Origin of the sequence: Kordia sp. (genome assembly GCF_022447245.1) — a bacterium.
Taxonomy (GTDB): Bacteria; Bacteroidota; Bacteroidia; order Flavobacteriales; family Flavobacteriaceae; genus Kordia.
Window position 1 is genome coordinate 38487 of the sequence record NZ_JAKVBC010000035.1, and the last position, 18961, is coordinate 57447.

The 18961-nt window shown below is 32.1% G+C and carries 14 protein-coding genes and 1 other RNA gene; 11 read left to right on the top strand and 4 right to left on the bottom strand.

Features of this window, described 5'->3' with window-relative positions:
- Positions 1–19: 19 nt before the first annotated feature.
- The gene (locus MK119_RS19540) at positions 20–1084 is read right to left on the bottom strand and encodes a glutaminyl-peptide cyclotransferase (protein WP_290682482.1); all 1065 of its coding nucleotides are present in this window, start codon (positions 1082–1084) and stop codon (positions 20–22) included.
- A gap of 86 nt (positions 1085–1170) precedes the next feature.
- Here MK119_RS19540 and ffs point away from each other — a divergent pair.
- The 10 genes from ffs (at position 1171) to MK119_RS19590 (ending at position 10210) form a co-directional block, all read left to right on the top strand.
- An RNA gene (gene ffs, locus MK119_RS19545) (signal recognition particle sRNA small type) lies at positions 1171–1269 on the top strand.
- A 171-nt stretch (positions 1270–1440) separates the two neighbouring features.
- Positions 1441–2247: an SDR family oxidoreductase gene (locus tag MK119_RS19550; protein ID WP_290682484.1), complete on the top strand. Its 807-nt coding sequence runs from the start codon at positions 1441–1443 to the stop codon at positions 2245–2247.
- A 51-nt stretch (positions 2248–2298) separates the two neighbouring features.
- Entirely contained in the window at positions 2299–2859 is a 561-nt protein-coding gene (locus tag MK119_RS19555) for a hypothetical protein (RefSeq protein WP_290682487.1), read from the top strand.
- 9 nt (positions 2860–2868) lie between these two features.
- Positions 2869–3918, top strand: a complete 1050-nt coding sequence (locus MK119_RS19560) for an alpha/beta hydrolase (protein ID WP_290682490.1) — start codon at positions 2869–2871, stop codon at positions 3916–3918.
- A 17-nt stretch (positions 3919–3935) separates the two neighbouring features.
- Positions 3936–4331: a hypothetical protein gene (locus MK119_RS19565; protein WP_290682493.1), complete on the top strand. Its 396-nt coding sequence runs from the start codon at positions 3936–3938 to the stop codon at positions 4329–4331.
- A 74-nt stretch (positions 4332–4405) separates the two neighbouring features.
- Positions 4406–5041 carry a hypothetical protein gene (locus MK119_RS19570; RefSeq protein ID WP_290682496.1) on the top strand — a complete coding sequence of 212 codons (636 nt, stop codon included), beginning with the start codon at positions 4406–4408 and terminating at the stop codon, positions 5039–5041.
- Positions 5042–5362: 321 nt separating this feature from the next.
- A complete protein-coding gene (locus MK119_RS19575) occupies positions 5363–6208 on the top strand; it encodes a LytTR family DNA-binding domain-containing protein (RefSeq protein WP_290682499.1) in 846 nt (281 codons plus the stop codon).
- Between the two features lie 117 nt (positions 6209–6325).
- Positions 6326–6988 carry a type II CAAX endopeptidase family protein gene (locus MK119_RS19580; RefSeq protein ID WP_290682502.1) on the top strand — a complete coding sequence of 221 codons (663 nt, stop codon included), beginning with the start codon at positions 6326–6328 and terminating at the stop codon, positions 6986–6988.
- 173 nt (positions 6989–7161) lie between these two features.
- On the top strand, positions 7162–7815 hold the full coding sequence (gene fsa, locus MK119_RS19585; protein ID WP_290682505.1) for a fructose-6-phosphate aldolase: 654 nt from the start codon (positions 7162–7164) through the stop codon (positions 7813–7815).
- Between the two features lie 283 nt (positions 7816–8098).
- Positions 8099–10210, top strand: coding sequence for a glycoside hydrolase family 3 C-terminal domain-containing protein (locus MK119_RS19590; RefSeq protein WP_290682508.1), 2112 nt, complete (start codon positions 8099–8101; stop codon positions 10208–10210).
- A gap of 191 nt (positions 10211–10401) precedes the next feature.
- On the opposite strand, the gene MK119_RS19595 is transcribed toward MK119_RS19590, so the two are convergent.
- Positions 10402–11820: a thioredoxin-like domain-containing protein gene (locus MK119_RS19595; protein WP_290682511.1), complete on the bottom strand. Its 1419-nt coding sequence runs from the start codon at positions 11818–11820 to the stop codon at positions 10402–10404.
- A gap of 192 nt (positions 11821–12012) precedes the next feature.
- Here MK119_RS19595 and MK119_RS19600 point away from each other — a divergent pair, with 192 nt between their 5' ends.
- Positions 12013–13644: an ATP-binding cassette domain-containing protein gene (locus tag MK119_RS19600; protein WP_290682514.1), complete on the top strand. Its 1632-nt coding sequence runs from the start codon at positions 12013–12015 to the stop codon at positions 13642–13644.
- Positions 13645–15020: 1376 nt separating this feature from the next.
- Here MK119_RS19600 and pheT read toward each other — a convergent pair.
- Positions 15021–17453, bottom strand: coding sequence for a phenylalanine--tRNA ligase subunit beta (pheT, locus tag MK119_RS19605; RefSeq protein WP_290682517.1), 2433 nt, complete (start codon positions 17451–17453; stop codon positions 15021–15023).
- A gap of 255 nt (positions 17454–17708) precedes the next feature.
- Entirely contained in the window at positions 17709–18344 is a 636-nt protein-coding gene (locus MK119_RS19610; RefSeq protein ID WP_290682520.1) for a hypothetical protein, read from the bottom strand.
- Between the last annotated feature and the right edge of the window lie 617 nt (positions 18345–18961).

The window sequence follows — 18961 nt, forward strand, 5'->3', positions numbered from 1 at the left end:
ACTAAGCGGAGTCGAAGTGCTACTTCTCCATAATCTCAACCTCAAACATTTTATCCCAGTATTTACCAGTAACAAAGTAAGTTTTTGTTTTTGAATTATACGCAATCCCATTAAATACATCTGTAGTTGGTAACACTGTTGTTTTTTCTTTTAAACCTCTAAAATCAACAATTCCTTCCAAAGCACCATTCTTAGGATTAATGATCATTATACTTGGGTTTTGATAGCTGTTTGCATAAATCTTCCCGTTGATGTATTCCAATTCGTTAGATTTTACATAGGTACGCTTATTATCACATACTTGAATAGCGTATTCTTCTCGTAATGTTTTCGGGTTTAAAATCCAGATTTTCTCTGTACCATCACTTTTATAGAACTTTTCTCCATCGGTACATAATCCCCAACCTTGTCTGCTTTTTTGATATGAAAAAGTTCGGATTTGCTTTAAATTATCAGGATTAAACACAAAACCTGTATTCGCTTGCCAAGTAAGCATATATAAAGTATCGTTCAAAACAGTAATACCTTCACCAAAATAGCGACGATCTAAATCAACTTTTTGATACACTTCACCAGTTGTATAATTCACTTTACGTAAAGAAGACTGACCACGTTGTCCAGTGCTTTCAAACAAAGTATCTCTAAAAAATTCTAACCCTTGTGTATATGCTCCAGTATCGTGTGGATACGTGTTGACAATTTTATAAGTATAAATTTTAGGCTTGCTATTCGATAAAACGGTAATATTCTTTACTACTGGAGCAATTTTTCCGCCGCCATACGTAACTGTAGCTTTTAATAATTGCTTTCCTAATAACATGTCTGTAGGAACTGACGTTTCTAAAACAGAAGGATCTGAACTCGAATTTTCCAATTTTTGATCGTTCAAAGTATACTCAACGGATTCAACAGGACCATTATTTACATTAATTAACGTTGCTTTTAAAGCAGCATTTAATTGGAATTTGTCCTTTTTACCATCAATTTTTAAAGAAAATTTAGAAGGTGTTGGTTTTTTTTCGCTTCCGCAAGAAAAAATAGTCAAACTTAAAAATGTGATTATGAATAGCTTATAAAACTTCATTAGACTGCATTATTTTTATTGAGCTAAAGTATTAAAATCAGTTTAAAAAATCATTGCTTAAATGTAAAAACATTTTATCTTTGCAGCGGCAAGTCCTACACAACCAGCTCCTGTTGAATCCTCCAGGGCGGGAACGCAGCAAAGGTAAACGGTCGTAGCGGTGTGATGTAGGTAGCTTGCCTTTTTTTATGCGCTAAAGTCAAAGATCATAAATTAATTCCATAGACTATTCATAAGAAGTTCAAATTTGAGTAATGAGACGAGCTTCTGTATATTACCTCTCTATTATCAAGTCAAGTCTTTATTTCTCCTTTTTTTTAAGCATATTTGTAAAAAATTAACCAAAACCAAAACGAATGTCAAAAGTTGTATTGATTACTGGTGGTTCATCAGGAATAGGAAAATCTATTGGAATCTTATTAGCAGAGAAAGGTCATACTGTATATGGAACTAGCAGGAATCCAGCTAAGTTTAAAGATTTTACAGCTTTTAAATTAATCGCCTTGGATGTGCGTGATACAGAAACGATTCAAAAAGCGGTTTCTACAATTATTGAAGCTGAAGGACGTTTGGATGTATTGATTAATAATGCAGGTGTTGGAATTACGGGTCCGATTGAAGAAACACCAGACGAAGAAATCCACAAAGCTTTTCAAACCAATTTGTACGGGCCAATTGCTGTTATGAAAGCAGTATTGCCACAAATGCGCAAACAAAAAAGAGGTCATATTGTAAACGTGACTTCCATTGCTGGATATATGGGATTGCCCTACAGAGGAATTTATTCAGCAACCAAAGGTGCTTTAGAACTAGTGACAGAAGCCATGCGAATGGAAGTGAAAATGTTTGGAATTGAAATCGCGAATGTTGCACCTGGAGATTTTGCAACCAATATTGCTGCTGGACGTTATCATACACCAGTTTATGAAAATTCACCATACAAAGAGGTTTATGGAAATATGCTCAAAGAAATGGACGCACATGTTGATGGTGGTTCGGACCCAAAAATAATGGCAGAAGCGGTTTTAAAAATTATTGAAACTAAAAAGCCTAAAATTCACTACAAAGTTGGTGCATTTATGCAGAAGTTCTCTATTGTATTGAAACGTGCGTTGCCAGATAAAGTATATGAGAAAATGTTGATGAACCATTATAAGCTGTAACACTTACAGTTGTATATGTAAAGATAGTATTGTGTTACAAACTTTAATTATATGCAGCAAAATTCAAATACTTTTTTACTAGAATCAAAATTAAAACGATTAAAAATTTCATTTTCAAAACAAAATGGAAAGCTAATTATTGCCCAAGCTAAAAGAGATTATACCGTTTTAATAGCGTTGATATTTTTTCCACTCTTTTTAGGCACAAGTATTTTATTGTTTTTAATTTTTAGTGATGAAGAAACACGCCAATTATATACCACCAAAGTATACTTAGGAGTTTTATTTTTATTTTCTGTGGCAGTTGGAAGTTTTGTCCGTATGCGTATCAAACAAAAACAAAATAAAGCGATAAAAATCTTAGGTTACAAGGAAATTATCATCAAGACGAAAGAACATTCACACCGTTTTGATGCCAATACGATTGAAAAGTTTGAATATTCTATAAAAAAGGCAGAAGAAGAAGTCTATTACGGTACACTTTTTTCAGTTGACACAACAGAACAAAAACATGCATTATTAGGACTTGAGGCAGAAACTGAGCAATATTTACTAGATGATATGCATTGGTTTATAAACTATTTTACAGAACATGTACAATTAAACGTATAAATGCTTACGATGCTTGCAAAAAAAATATTTCCAATACTATTCCGCACGTTGTTGCTGGTTGTATTTTTGGTGCAAGTATCTTGTTCTCCAGACATCAATTCGATTCCTCCGCAACATCTAAAAAACGGTTTGCAAGCTACAACATTACCATTTTCGACCTCGTTACATACTACTAGTTTTCACGCAAATATTGTATATGGTGATGACGCACGCAATGGGTATGACTTTTTTAAACCGAATCAAAAAGAACCTTCTTCCTTATTAATAATGGTTCATGGTGGCGGATTTGTCAACGGAGATAAATCTAAATATTACGATTCGTATAGCTATCGAGGATTCATCAATAGATTACTCGAAAAAAATATAGCAGTTGCAACAATCAATTACAGATTTGTTGATCCGCTTGAAGATAAAGGAATTCTGAATAGTTTACATGATGTAAAACGCGCATTACAACACATGCGTTTTTATGCAGACAGCTTACATTTTAACAAAAAAAAGGTAATGCTATATGGAAGTTCAGCAGGATCTGCAGCAGCTATGTGGATAGGCTTTGGAGACGATAGAGCTATTGAAACTTCAAAAGATTTAATAGAAAGAGAATCTACGCGAATACAAGGATTAGTTGGAATTTCTACACAAGCCAATTATGACATCGCTGAGTGGCATAAAACCGTATTTTCATACTTTCAAAAAGAAGGATTTACGGCTGAATCTTTGGAAGAATTGATAAAAGAGTATCGTATATTATTGTATTATGGCATTCAAAATAAAGCTGATTTAGCTTCAGAAGCCACAAAACTATACCTTCAACAAACCGATATGTTAAGAATGTTATCAAAAGATGATCCAGCATTTTATTTGCAAACAGATCAGTTTTCAGGTGCTGTTCCAACCAATATGAGCGAAGTTTTCCATCATCCATTACATGTAAAAACAATTCAGCAACAAGCTGAAAAAGAAGGAGTTGAGGGAATGTATAATGCACCACAAATAAATTTGGATACTACGGGAGGTGAAACTTATGAAGCATTCATTATTCGTACGATTGGAAATTAATTTCATACATTGCAGGCATGCGCATTCATATTATATCCTTTCTGTTTTTCATCATTTCTTCAATAGCTATACAAACTAGTGTAGAGAAAGAGATTCTTGGGAAGTGGCAATTTGTCCAAGCATCTGAAATTATGCAAAAGAATGGACAAGAAGTATCTAAAAATATAGAAGTTAAAAACCTCGACGATCCATTCATAAAAAAAGATGTCATCCTTTCTTTTCAAGCTGATAATTTTATAGGTTTTGAAATAGGAGATTTTATAATGTATGCGAAGTATACAATTAAAGATTCAGTACTTACTATCGGAAAATATAAATATGGGATCTTAAAAGTTACGGAGGATAGGCTGCTTTTAAAAACAACTACGGACTCTTCACAACGCATCTTTCAATATAAAAAACGAAACTTATAGGTGTAAAAATATGCTCAAACTATAATGTAACGTTCCCTATTTTTTCAATACATATTTTCTATAAACCTTTATGTATGAAATACTTCATTGCAATATTAATTATTACTATTTCCATATTATCCGGAATGTTCTTTGAATTACCACTTTGGAGTTATATTGGACTTACTATATTATTGTTTGTGTTATTCCTAATTTGGGAATTCACTGTTTTGAAACAGCATTTTAGTGGAGGTTTTCAAATGAAGAGCCATAAAAAAACTATTGGACTTATGAAGTATCTTGGAATGATTCCGTTTATGACTTCTGTTTTTTTTGAAGATAATTATAGGAGTAATATGGATAGTTTTCAGTATGGTCTTTTATTCTTTGTGATTACATTCGTAAGCATTGATATTATAGTATATATACTTTATAAATTTAGAAAACCTGTAACAATTCATATAGATAAAGATGTATTGGTATTCAATAATCGCTGGCCAGAAAAGCGTGATTTAAAAAAGCTTAATTATATTGGAATACCTTCTTTTACTGGAGAATTAGAATTAGGTTTTATCAAAAAATCAGATGTTAGATTACCATTTAAAGAATACAAGCCTGACGAATTTAGACGTTTTTTAGAAATACTTGTTGAAAAATCTGAACACAATGTATATCTAACCGAAGATGTAGAGAAAAAGTTTCCAGCTTCCTTGTTGAAGCTTCCAAATTAATGTAAACATCGTAAGTTACCATTACTACACTAGAACGTGACATCTATACATGTTTTGGTAAAATTCTCACAAGTTTTCGCGTACTTTGATATAACAAAGAATCATTGTGTATAACAATTACATCATACTACTGTCTTTACTATCATAAAAACAGTAGCATACTTTGAAATTTGTATTGGGAAAGCCTGCGTTATGCAGGCTTTTTTTGTGAAACTAAATCTTGGTGAAATTAGTCAAGTGAGTTGAAATTCTTCTTTATAAAATATCATACATAAAATTATTTTTTACTTTAGAAGCCAATGAAAAAGGGACTTCTCATTTATGAGTACAACACAAAACGACAAAAATGTAGTTAGTACATTGATTCATAATTCAATACGAAAAATTTCGTGGCGCGGGCTACAAAAAGTGAGTATACTGATTCTATTTTCTTTAGTTGTAAATCATTTAATAACCCGCGAAAGTTTCCCTGGAAATGATGAGTATACTTTCCCTATGGAAGGTTTTTTATCATCCATTGGTTTAGGAGCTATCATAGGATTGATAGCTCATTTTAATTTTAAATTTCACAAGAAAAAATACTCTTCCAAAAAGATAGAAGTCGCTACAATTGCACGTTTTTTAATATCTACTTTAGGATATATCATTTTAGTTTACATTCCTACATATATAATATTAACACTATTGACTGGTGGAGATCTTGTTTTCTATTATTTCTTAACAGGCTTACTACTTACATTATTAATAAGTGCAATTGGAGTTAGTGTATATTATGCCTATGATATTTACGATTTGTACAAATTGTCTATCAAAGATGGCGAAATAGCTATAGAACATGGCGCCAAAACAACATTGCTCACCTATGAAAATATTGCATGCTTTTTTAGTGCAAACAAAATTGTATATGCCGTGCAAAATGATGGTAAAACCATTGCGACAGATTTTACACTAAATGCTTTAGAAGAAAAAGTAAATGATCAATTATTTTTTAGAGCAAATCGACAACTTATTGTGCATCTAAATTCCATAGATCAAATTGAAAAAATTGAGAACGGAAAGCTACGTGTTCGATTAAAATCATCAATCCAAAGTACAGAAATTGGAGAAATTACGATTAGTCGTTACAAGCGAAAATTATTCATGGATTGGTTTGAACAAAAAACCTAAAAAAACAAACGACTATTCAGTAGTAAATTTGTTACCATTCAGTAAAAGTAGTAGTATTTATAGGGTTTTTCAGGGATAAAGTTCATTACTTCGCTTTGAAATTAAAATCGAAAAACAATGAATACACAGACTTTTAAAAACCCACTTTTCCCTTTTATTACAACTATTTCTGCCTGCTTTATTTGGTATGGACCTTTACGATTAGGCTATTTTACAATGATCGTTGCAGCCTTAGTTATTGTACTTGGAAGTTATGTCCAATACAAAGGAAAACTATTTTCTTCTTTAGGGTTTCAACGAGAAAAATTCACCTCAAAAAACATAGTGCTTTTTGCACTTTTAGTAGCACTCATACTTTTCCTATTTTATACTTTTATCTTAGTTCCTGGTGTTGAAAAAATAATGGGTGTTCCAATTGATTATTCAGGTTTTGAAGAGTTTAAATGGAATCTTCCGGCGTGCTTAATTGCCTTACCTTATATTTGGGTTACAGCAGGATTTGGAGAAGAAATTGTCTTTAGAGGTTATTTTATGAGGCAATTTACAAGGCTTTTTGGAGAAAGTAAGCTTAGTATCATCATAAATATCATTGTATTTGCCTGTTTTTTTGGCTTCTTACATGCATATCAAGGAATTACTGGACAAATTGTTACGGGAGTAATTGGTGCTTTGTTAGCAACCATATTTTACCTTCGTAAATATGATTTATGGTTTGTAATTGCAGTACACGGTTTCTTTGATACAATTGCACTGATTTGTGTCTATTTTGATTTATTATAGGATAGGAGAAAACAGTGTAATTTTTTATTTAAATGTTAATAACTCGCGTACTATTCTCTCAAACAATTTCTTTTTCACATCTGATAATGTTGTAATTTTACCCCAAATTGCGTTCAAACTGAAAACGCTACAAAACAGAAAACACAACTTTCAAATATTAAAATAGATAACAAATGAAATTTTTTATTGACACGGCTAACTTAGATCAAATTCGTGAAGCACAAGCATTAGGTATTTTAGATGGTGTAACTACAAACCCTTCATTAATGGCAAAAGAAGGTATTATTGGTGCCGAAAATATCTTAAATCATTACAAAGCTATTTGTGAGATTGTTGACGGACATGTTTCTGCGGAAGTAATTTCAACAGATTTTGAAGGTATGGTAAGAGAAGGAGAAGCTTTGGCTGCTTTAAATCCTCAAATCGTAGTAAAATTACCAATGATTGCTGACGGTGTAAAAGCGTGTAAATATTTTTCGGATAAAGGAATCAAAACGAATGTAACTTTAGTGTTTTCTGCAGGGCAAGCTTTGTTAGCAGCAAAAGCAGGAGCAACGTATGTATCGCCATTTATTGGTCGTTTAGATGATATTTCTACAGATGGTTTAAACCTAATCGCAGAAATTAGAATGATTTATGATAACTATGCTTTTGAAACGGAAATTTTAGCAGCTTCTGTATGTCATACGATGCACGTAATTGACTGTGCTAAGATTGGTGCAGATGTAATGACAGGACCATTAAAGTCAATTGTTGGCTTATTGAAGCATCCATTAACGGATATCGGTTTAGAAAAATTCTTGGCAGATTATAAAAAAGGAAACTAAAGAAAACTTTCAACACTAATATATAGAAGCGTTATGGACATTTCCAAGACGCTTTTTTTTATGATCTTTATTTTTTGACAATTTATGATTAAGTTTAGTCATAATCGTACATTTCTTCTCCATAGATTTTTCTTATAATTGCTCTATAATACAACTAACTTACTCTTAGCCAAACCCTAAACCTTTTACCATGAATAAGTTCTGTACAATATATCTTTCTGCTTGCCTGTTTGTTTTTATAACTGCTTGCTCAGAAAAAACGAATATTCAAACAAATAGAATAATGAATCCAGTCAAGAAGCCTAAATTTGAAACACCTATATCTACAGAAGTTGCACAAAAGAAAGCAGATTCTATTGTTGTATTAATGTCACTTGATGAAAAACTTGATTTGATAAAAGGACATAATAGCTTTTTTATTAAAGGTTATGAAAAATATGGAATTCCAAAAGTTTATTTATCAGATGCTTCACAAGGAGTACACATTCGTGAATCTTTTCTAGGGTTAGATTTATCAGATTACGCATTGCCAAAATCTGTGGCATTCCCAAATACTTTATGTTTAACAGCGACTTGGAACCCTAATTTAGCTCACGATTATGCAAAGAGTATTGGAGAGGAATGCAGAGCAGGAGGAATTGGAGTACTACTAGGTCCAGGAATGAATATGTATAGAAATTCACAAAACGGACGAAATTTTGAGTACATGGGAGAAGATCCATATTTAGCAGCACGTGTAGTTGAACAATATGTAGTTGGTGTTCAAAATACTGGTGTTATTGCAACATTAAAACATTTTATTGCAAATAATACAGATTATAGGCGTAGAGCTTCAAACTCAGTAGTAGATGAGAGAGCATTACACGAAATTTATATGCCAGCATTTAAATCGGGCGTAGATGCTGGAGCGCAGGCTGTGATGACTTCTTACAACTTAATTAATGGAGAATGGGCTGGACAAAGTGATTTTGTAATCAATCATTTATTACGTGACGAACTCGGTTTTTCGAATCTAGTAATGTCAGATTGGTGGAGTATTAATGATTGTAAAGCTTTGATAAATTCTGGTCAGGATTTAGAAATGCCAGGAGGAGAATCCATGACAAACTTAAAATCCTATGTTGAAAATGGAGAAGTAGCTATTGAGAAAATAGACTTGATGTGTATTAGAATCATTAAAACTCTTGCGCAGATGAATTTTTTGGATGCGCCAATTAAAGACAATTCTTATTTTGAAAAATTTGATCAACATGAACAAGTTGCATTACAAACGGCTCGTGAGGGAATTGTATTATTACGAAATGAAAATAATGTATTGCCAATTACTAAAGATAGCGACAAAAAGATACTATTGACAGGAATTTATATAGATGAAATCATTTATGGAGGTGGATCTGGTGAAGTAAAAGGATATAATAAAGTAACGATGTTAGATGCTTTACAAAAAGTATATCCAAATCTTACTTACAAATCTGAAGCAACAGATGAAGATTTAAAAGGTGCAGATGTAGTTATTGTAAGTGTTGGGACGTGGGATTGGGAAGGTTGTGACCGAAGATTTGCACTGACAACTGAACAAGAAGCATTGGTTCAAAAAGCTTCAACATTAAATAACAATACAATAGTTATCGTGAATTCTGGAGGAGGAATTCGAATGAACGATTGGAATCATGTCAAAGCAATTGTATACAATTGGTATCCTGGGCAAATAGGGAATGTAGCACTTGCAGAAGTATTGACAGGAGTTACTAATCCAAGTGGAAAATTACCAATGACCATAGAAAAAGAATTCAGTGATTCTCCAGCATACGGATATGTATCAGAAGAAACCTCTTTTTTAAGTGATCATAAAAAATACTTAGATACAAGTATTCCTGAATCAGAATTGAATCGTTGGAGTTTTGATACAAGTATTGATGAAGCAAAAGATCTTTTATACGATGTAGAATATAAAGAAGGTGTATTGGTAGGTTATCGTTGGTACGACACTAAAAATATAACGCCGTTGTTTCCATTTGGTCATGGTTTATCCTTTACAACATTCAAATTAGACGATGTACAACTTTCTTCTAACGAAATTGCAAAAAGCGAAACTCTAAAAGTTACGGTTGAAGTAGAAAATACTGGAAAAGTAAATGGAGCAACAACAATACAGCTTTATGTAGGTGAAGAAAAAGCAACGATTATACGTCCTGTAAAAGAATTGAAAGCCTTTAAAAAAGTATGGTTAAAAGCAGGAGAGAAGAAGTCGATAGATTTATATCTAGAACAAGACGCTTTTTCATATTGGAGTCCACACACAAAGAAATGGGAAACAAACGCTGGGAAATTTAATATATACATTGGGCAATCATCTGCAGCTATTGAGGCAGAAACTAAAGTAACAGTGCGTTAGTAATTACAGAAAAATAAATACATAGATTTAGGAATAGTGTAGCAGCTATTCCTTTTTTTATAGATAATGCACAAGTAAGAATCCTTAAAATCCAAAGATTGAGGTTCTCTAACCTAAATTGGACATGCAAATGATACTACCAAATAAAAATAAAAAATGTGTGTATCAAAGTATAATGGAGAAATGTACAATTACTTTAATTGATCTTCTAAATTAGTGTCGTATATATTAGCAAAAGCATCTACAATATTACCACTGCGATCTGTGATAATAAGTTTATTGATGCTAATTAATGCAAAATCACGAAGTACGTTCTCTCTTTTGCCTACACGGTATTGCCCACTTTCTGGAAATTCAAATTCTTTTACTTCTTTCTTCCAACGTTTATGATTTTCGTCTAAGCTGATACCTACAATATTCAAATTAGGATACTGTTTGTCAAGTGCTTTGATTTTTTTAGTAATCAAATACTTATGGCGTTTTTGAGACGAAGTCCAAAAGTAAAACAACGTTTTTCCACGTTTGGAATTCAAACGATTTACAGGAATGCGTGCATGTTTGTCATCATACACAAAGATTTGATTTGAAAAATTATTCCCAGATTGTAAACTCTTAATTCCATTGTGAAGACTGGTAATTTCTTCTTTTGATTTACTATCGGTTGCTACAGTTTGATACATTTTAAAGAACTCATTATTCTTTATAATATCTTCTGTATTATTCCTAAAATACGAATACGCAGTATAACGAAGCAGTTCGTTTCGCAAATACGGATACGTTACTAAACTGTCAATAAGTTTCAATTTATTTTTATTATACGTCAAAGAAGTATTCAAAGGTTTATTACCTTTCCAAGACTTCTGCAAGCATTCGCTGTACGAATAATTGTTGATATATTGCATAATATATCGTGCATACGGACGATAATAACTCATCGTAGAATCGTTCATATCTACCTTTGACTTATACTTGTAAAAATTATCTGCAATTTTGAGAGTAGAATCTTCTTTCTTACGTCTGTAAAAGCTATTTTGATAGGTTTCACGATATCTAAAGTTTCGATATTGAATTGCTTTATCCGTAAATGTTTTAAAAGCTTTGGAAATATTTGGATTCGCTGCCAAAAATTTACGCTGTTTTTCTAGTTTAATACCTTGAAGCGAATCTATTTTATTGAGAAATTGTTCACTATCTAATCTTGTATATTGATAAATTGGACGTTCATGACTGGCATTCAACAAATACAATTCAACATAAAAATTGTTTTTTTCAGCACCTTTTCCAGTAAAAACTAGCGATTCATCAAATTTAAAAGTATTCAAACGCAACAATAAACTGTCACCTTTTTCTAAATAGATATATTGATATTCTGGATAGTGATAAAATTTATACAATCCGTCTTTATGGTTTTTCAATTTTGCCATAAAACGGTTGTTATCATCTAGCTTTAAGGAATCTACGAATTCGCCTTGGTGATAAAGAACCACATATTCATCACCTGGGTTTATAATTTCTCCACCAAAATAAACGACATCTTCTGCGCTTGTTTTCTTCGAGTCACTACAACCAAAGCAAATTAATATGAGTAATAATTGGGTAAAATATTTCATAGCAATTTGGTCTCCACATTCCGATTTTAACAAAACTAACCATCACAAATGCAATACGGTGTTAATAGGCTGTTAAAAATATCTGTTAAAACGTTAAGACTAACCTAAGTAAAATTCGTTGTAAATCTTAGTAATATTCAATCTAATTCTTACTTTTGCGCAATATATAAAAAAGTTTAAAAAACGAAAAGAATGTTATCTGTATCTAATCTATCAGTGCAATTTGGTAAACGTATCTTATTTGATGAAGTAAATACAACGTTTACAACAGGAAATTGCTATGGTGTTATCGGAGCTAATGGCGCTGGTAAATCCACTTTTTTAAAAATATTATCTGGAAAGATGGAACCTACTTCTGGGCACGTACATTTAGAGCCTGGCAAACGTATGTCTGTTTTAGAACAAGATCACTTTGCGTATGACGATCTTCCTGTATTAGAAACTGTAATTATGGGGAACAAACCTTTGTTTGCTATAAAAAAGGAGATGGATGAAATTTATGCAAAAGTAGATTTTTCAGATAAAGATGGAGAACGCGTTGGAGAGTTGCAAATTGAATTTGAAGAAATGAATGGATGGAATGCCGACTCTGATGCAGCAGCTTTGTTATCAAACTTAGGAATTTCAGAAGCCAATCATTATTCGTTGATGAACGAATTGGATGGTAAACAAAAAGTACGTGTGTTATTGGCACAAGCACTTTTTGGAAATCCTGATGTGTTGATTATGGATGAGCCTACGAACGACTTAGACTTTGAAACAATTGCTTGGTTAGAAAATTTCTTAGCAAACTATGACAATTGTGTTATTGTGGTTTCGCATGATAGACACTTTTTAGATGCAGTTTGTACACATATTTCAGATATTGATTTCGCAAAAATAAATCACTACAGTGGTAATTATACATTTTGGTACGAAAGTAGCCAGCTAGCGGCAAGACAACGTGCGCAACAAAACAAAAAGGCAGAAGAGAAAGCAAAAGAATTGCAAGAATTCATTCAACGATTTAGTGCGAATGTGGCAAAATCCAAGCAGGCGACTTCTCGTAAAAAAATGTTAGAGCGATTGAAAGTAGAAGATATCAAGCCTTCTAGCCGTCGTTATCCTGCAATTATATTTGATAGAGATCGTGAAGCTGGAGATCAAATTTTAAATGTAGAAGGCTTAAAAGCTAGTGTTGATGGCGAAATATTATTTCAAAACATTGATATCAACTTGGCAAAAGGAGATAAAGTTGCGGTTATATCTAAAAACTCACGTGCTACTACTGCTTTCTATCAAGCTATTAACGGTAAAATTGAAGCTGACGCAGGAACGTACAAATGGGGAATTACCACATCGCAATCGTATTTACCAGTTGATAACTCAGAATATTTTGACAACGACTTAACATTGGTTGATTGGTTACGTCAATGGGCAACAACCGAAGAAGAAAGAGAAGAAGTATACGTTCGTGGATTCTTAGGAAAAATGATTTTCAGTGGAGAAGAAGCGTTAAAAACAGCACGTGTACTTTCTGGAGGAGAAAAAGTTCGTTGTATGTTATCGCGCATGATGATGATGAGAGCAAACGTTTTAATGCTTGATGAACCAACAAACCACTTGGACTTAGAAAGTATTACAGCATTCAACAACTCTTTAAAAAACTTCAAAGGAACAGTGTTATTTACAACGCACGATCATGAGTTTGCACAAACTGTTGCCAACAGAATCATTGAATTGACGCCAACAGGAGTTATCGACAGATATTTAACGTTTGATGATTATATGAACGATAAAAAAATCAAAGAGCAACGTGAAAAAATGTACAGCGTAGGTGTATAATTCACAAAAACTATATCATTAAAAAGTCCCTTGAAATTGTTTCAAGGGACTTTTTTTGTTTCTAACTTCTTAGTTTACAGGAATAAATAGAAACTATTGTTTGTATAGTCACAAGTGTGTGTTTCTGGTGGAGGCGGACATTGTAACGTACAAAATACTGAACATAAATTGGATGTTCTACTAGTTTCACCTTTTAATTCCTCAGCTCCTAAATTTGAAACTGCCTTTTTGGAAAGCTGTAATGATTTTACATTTCTTTTTGTTGTTATTAAAAGATTTATGGTTTTTAACTTTCTTTAGATTAAGTAGTTAAAAGATAAAAAAAAGAAATATAAGTTACATTTTATAGATTTCGATATGTATGTAGTATTGGTGTGTCAAATAAATATTGACAAAAGCACACATATATCTATAGAAAATTCACTGTAACAAGTAAGGATAGTGTGTATGAAGTTTGTTAAAGTGATGGATTGACTTCAACTTTAAAATATAAAAATATATTTTTTCAGATAGTGATTTTAAGGAAGTCTACAAATTCCACTATAACACTTATAAGGATAGTCACAAGGCTTATCATCTGTGCAGAAGCGCGGCAAACCTCCAACAATGTTTCGTTGTCCTTTTTTATTAATAAAACTAAATCCGTCAAGATTTGAAATTTTATCTAACATAACTTACTTTTTTTCATGAGGTTTAAAAGTACAAAAAAAATATGTATAAAAAAGTAAGTTTATTCTTTATTCTTATCTGTATGCTTGTAGTTTTAAAATGCCTGAATTTGCGTAAAGTATTTTATGTCGAATGTAGTATTGCTCGCCATCTAAAATTAATATTGTGTCATCTCCAATAGTCTCAATACTCCAAATGTCTTTTTCAATCTATCTTTTCTCGTTCCCACATCGTGTATGTCTTGGAAGTGGTAAGCTAAATGATTGATTGCAGTTGAGTTTAAATTGAAAATTACCTTTTTTATATCTTTTAATATAGGAAAAGATAATATGATTATCAGAGCTAGAAGTTTTATACCAAGTGTAATCTACTAATTTTTCTGTGTTGATTTGACCAAAAGCAAAAGTGCTGAAAAATAGTAAAATATAATGTAATTTCATGGACTATCTGAACACAAAAATAACACCAAGAATTATCAAATAACTCATATAGAAAAGTAAATTATGATTTGTCACTATGAGGAGTTTACGACGCGTTAGTCTGTTTCCAATAAAAATCGTATTTTCTTGGAATAAGATTGCTTCACTACGTTTTCAATGACGAATCAAAAATAATTCAATTAAAAAAACGCTTCCTACAATGACAAGAAGCGTTTTAAATATTATATTTTGAGTACAGTGAACGGAGTCGAAGTGTACAGTAAAAAGTTATCTCAATTCAGCACCTAATTGTTTCTCAAAGCTTTGCTGTAACTTGTTCATGATCTTGTCAATTTGTTTGTCTGTCAAGGTTTTATGTTCGTCTTGAAGTGTAAAACTTACAGCATAACTCTTCTTTCCTTGCGGTAAATTATCACCTTGATATACATCAAACAAGTTTACTTCTTTCAATAAATTGCGTTCACTTTGTTTGGCAATATTATGAATTTCAGCAAAGGTTGTTTTTTCATCAATTAATAAAGCGAAATCTCTACGAACTTTAGGAAATTTAGGAATGTCCTTGAATTTTATTTTTCTATTTTTTACAACCTGAATTACATTGTCCCAGTTAAAGTCAGCGTAAATTACTTGTTGTTTGATATCGAAAGATTTGGCAACTTTACGTTTTACAATCCCGAAGTCAACCAATTTAATTTTTCCTAAACTCAAGCTAATTCCTTCCGAAAATAAATCGTTCTTCACGGGAGCAACTTTTAGTGAGTTGATACCCAAACGCGATAAAATAGTCATTACAATTCCTTTAGCGTAGAAAAAGTTCGTGACAACAGGTTTGTTTTGCGTCCAAGTTTCTGCATTCGTGTTTCCTGTGATGAATATAGACAAATGCTTATGTTCTTCACGGTTTTCTTCACTGTATGCATGATAGGTTTTTCCAAATTCGAATAATTTTAAATCACCATTTTTTCGGTTGATATTATGCGAAATTGATTCCAATCCAGAGAATAATAATGATTGTCGCATTACGGATAAATCGTTACTCAACGGATTCAACATCGTAACATTATGTTCTGCTTTTAACTGTTCTGAAAGTTCAATGTAAGAAGCATTTGTCAATGAGTTTGACATCATTTCATAGAATCCTTGAGATACTAGTTGATTTGCCACTACATTTTGCAACTTATAATCTTCAAATCGTGATGTGTTTGAAATAGAAGTATGCCACTTTTCATCAAATTTGATATTGTTGTAGCCATACACACGTAATATTTCTTCAATTACATCAGCTTCACGTTGTACATCAACTCTGTAAGCAGGAATCGTCAATCCTAATCCAGCATCTGTTACTGAGTTAATTTTAATCTCTAATGATGATAAAATATTTTTGATTGTTTCTCTCGGTAATTCTTCTCCAATTATTTTGGTGATGTTTTCAAAAGAAACACGTACTTGAAAATCTTCAATTTTAGTTGGGTAACTATCAGAAACATCACTTGTAATTTCTCCACCAGCCAATTCTTGAATCAATAGTGCAGCTCTTTTTAATGCATATTTTGTAATGTTTGGATCAATTCCACGCTCAAAACGGAATGAAGCATCTGTATTCAATGCGTGACGTTTCGCTGTTTTACGCACAGAAATAGGATTGAAATATGCACTTTCTAAGAAAACATTTGTAGTATTTTCAGTAACACCAGATTTTAATCCACCAAAAACACCTGCAATACATAACGGTTTTTCAGCATCACAAATCATTAAATCATCCTCATGTAATTCACGTTCAACTTCATCTAAAGTTGTGAATTTTGTTCCAGCTTCTAATGTTTTTACAATGATTTTGTTTCCAGAAATAAAATTCGCATCAAAGGCGTGTAATGGTTGTCCTAATTCGTGTAAGACATAATTAGTGACATCAACCACATTGTTTTTTGGAGTCAACCCTATCGCTTTCAAACGATGTTGCAACCATTCAGGAGAAGGTTTTACTTGAACTCTAGAGATTGTCACACCACAATAACGAGGCGCTAAGGTTTTATCTTCAACCTCTACATCGATTTTTAAAGTTCTGTTATCGACTCTAAAACTACTTGTAGAAGGTGTAATCAATTCTAAGTTGGTATCTTGTTGCAATAAACCAGCTTTTAGATCTCTAGCAACTCCGTGATGACTCATCGCATCAGCTCTGTTTGGCGTCAATCCAATTTCAAACACCATATCATTTTCAATATCAAATACTTCACTTGCTGGTGTTCCAGGAACGAGTTCTTCATCTAAAATCATAATTCCATCATGACTTTCTCCTAAGCCAAGTTCATCTTCAGCACAGATCATTCCGTTAGAAACTTCGCCACGAATTTTCCCTTTCTTGATTTTAAAGCCTTTTCCTTCAGCATCATATAAAGTGGTTCCTACTGTGGCAACGGGTACTTTTTGTCCTGCAGCAACATTTGGTGCGCCACAAACAATTTGTACAGGTTCTCCATTTCCTAAATCAACGGTAGTTACTTTTAAGCGATCTGCGTTTGGATGTTGTACACAGGTTAAGACATGTCCAATAACGATGCCTTCCAATCCACCTTGTACAGATTCGTATTTTTCGATGCCTTCAACTTCTAACCCTAAATCCGTTAAAAGATCACCTGTTTTTTCTGCTTCCCAATCAAGTTGAATAAATTGCTTTACCCAATTGTATGATATTTTCATTCGTATAAGTATTGAATAGTCCGCAAAGATAAAATAATGCGGTAAGCTGACAAATAACTTTGTATGAAAGATGGGTTAAATTTAGATATGCTTTTCTTCTGGATTTTTAGACCGCTCTCGCTGTTAGAACCAAGATTGCTTCGCTGCTAGATTTTAGACATATTTGATACGTTCATTGCGAGAAGCCTAGTGACGCGGCAATCTACTTCTTTGTGAACCAGATTTTTGTATGGAATATTTCCTAATTAAAATTTATTATTTCTTTTTTATAATCCCAAAGCCATAAGTTCTATCAGATAGATTGGCGTAGTAAAAATAACTTCCATCATCAAGAATATCTAAAATCTTCACTTCCATTTTCTGACCTATAAGATATTGAGATTCAGGTTCTGTTAATTTCATATGTGTAAGTGTGTAGGATGAAGAAGAAGTCCATTCAATCTTATAAACAGATCTAGAAGTTTTATCTTTTTCAATCTGTTTTCTCTTCCTTCTTATTATTTTAACATCCTTTGCAGTTTCGGGAGATATGTAGATGAATTTACCTCTTTCAAACTTTTCTTTACAGTTAATATGAGTTGCTTTTAATGATTCGTATTTCGAATTTACTAGTTTAAAGCTATATTCAAAACATTGATTTACAAATTTGCTTTCAGGATAAAAATCAAATTGTTTTCTGTATTCGATAATATAGTTGATATTTTCTTTGTTTTTGTAGGTGGATTTTTCAGGGATTTCAGTAACTGAAGTAGTTTTTCCATCTTCTCCTATACATATTTCAACATATAAGTATTCTACATAATCTACATCATCTACAAAAAAATATTGCTGAATTTGAGAGAAAGCAAAACATGATGTTAGTAAAAAAAATAAAAATAATGTTCTTCGCATGAATTAAATGATTAATGAAAACAATTTAAGTAAAAAAAATAAAGGCGAAGCATTTCTAATTTGTCTAAAAATCCAAAAAAAACAAAGTAGTTTAAGAGATTCCTGTCTCCGCAGGAACAAGTCTAAAAGTTAAGCAGCCTAAAATATCTAAGAGTAAAATGAGATAAACAAAAATATAAACTTAGATAGTTTTATTATTAGAATTAATCTTCTTCTAAATGCCATTTATCAATATCTAATGATAAGATATATCTAGCGCTATTTGACAATTCGTTATGATACATTGTACTCAATGCAATAATTCGTTTTCTAACCTCTTTATCAAACCATTTTTGATTAAACCCATCAATCTTTCATTTTTTGAATGTTATTGTTTAGTTTTTTGAATTCACTTTTTTTGAAGTTTTTTTCATATTTCATTTTTTTGAGATACTTATGAAGACTTACCCTTTTTCGGACAATTCTAAATTAAACAAAATAGATTACAAAGGGGCTAGCCCCTTTGTAAATTCTCTTAAAACTTCATTAGGGCTTTTTCTGCCTAATGATTTATGCGGATGATATTCATTATAATCTTCTCTAAAGGTTTTATTAAATCGCTCTACATATCCATTCTG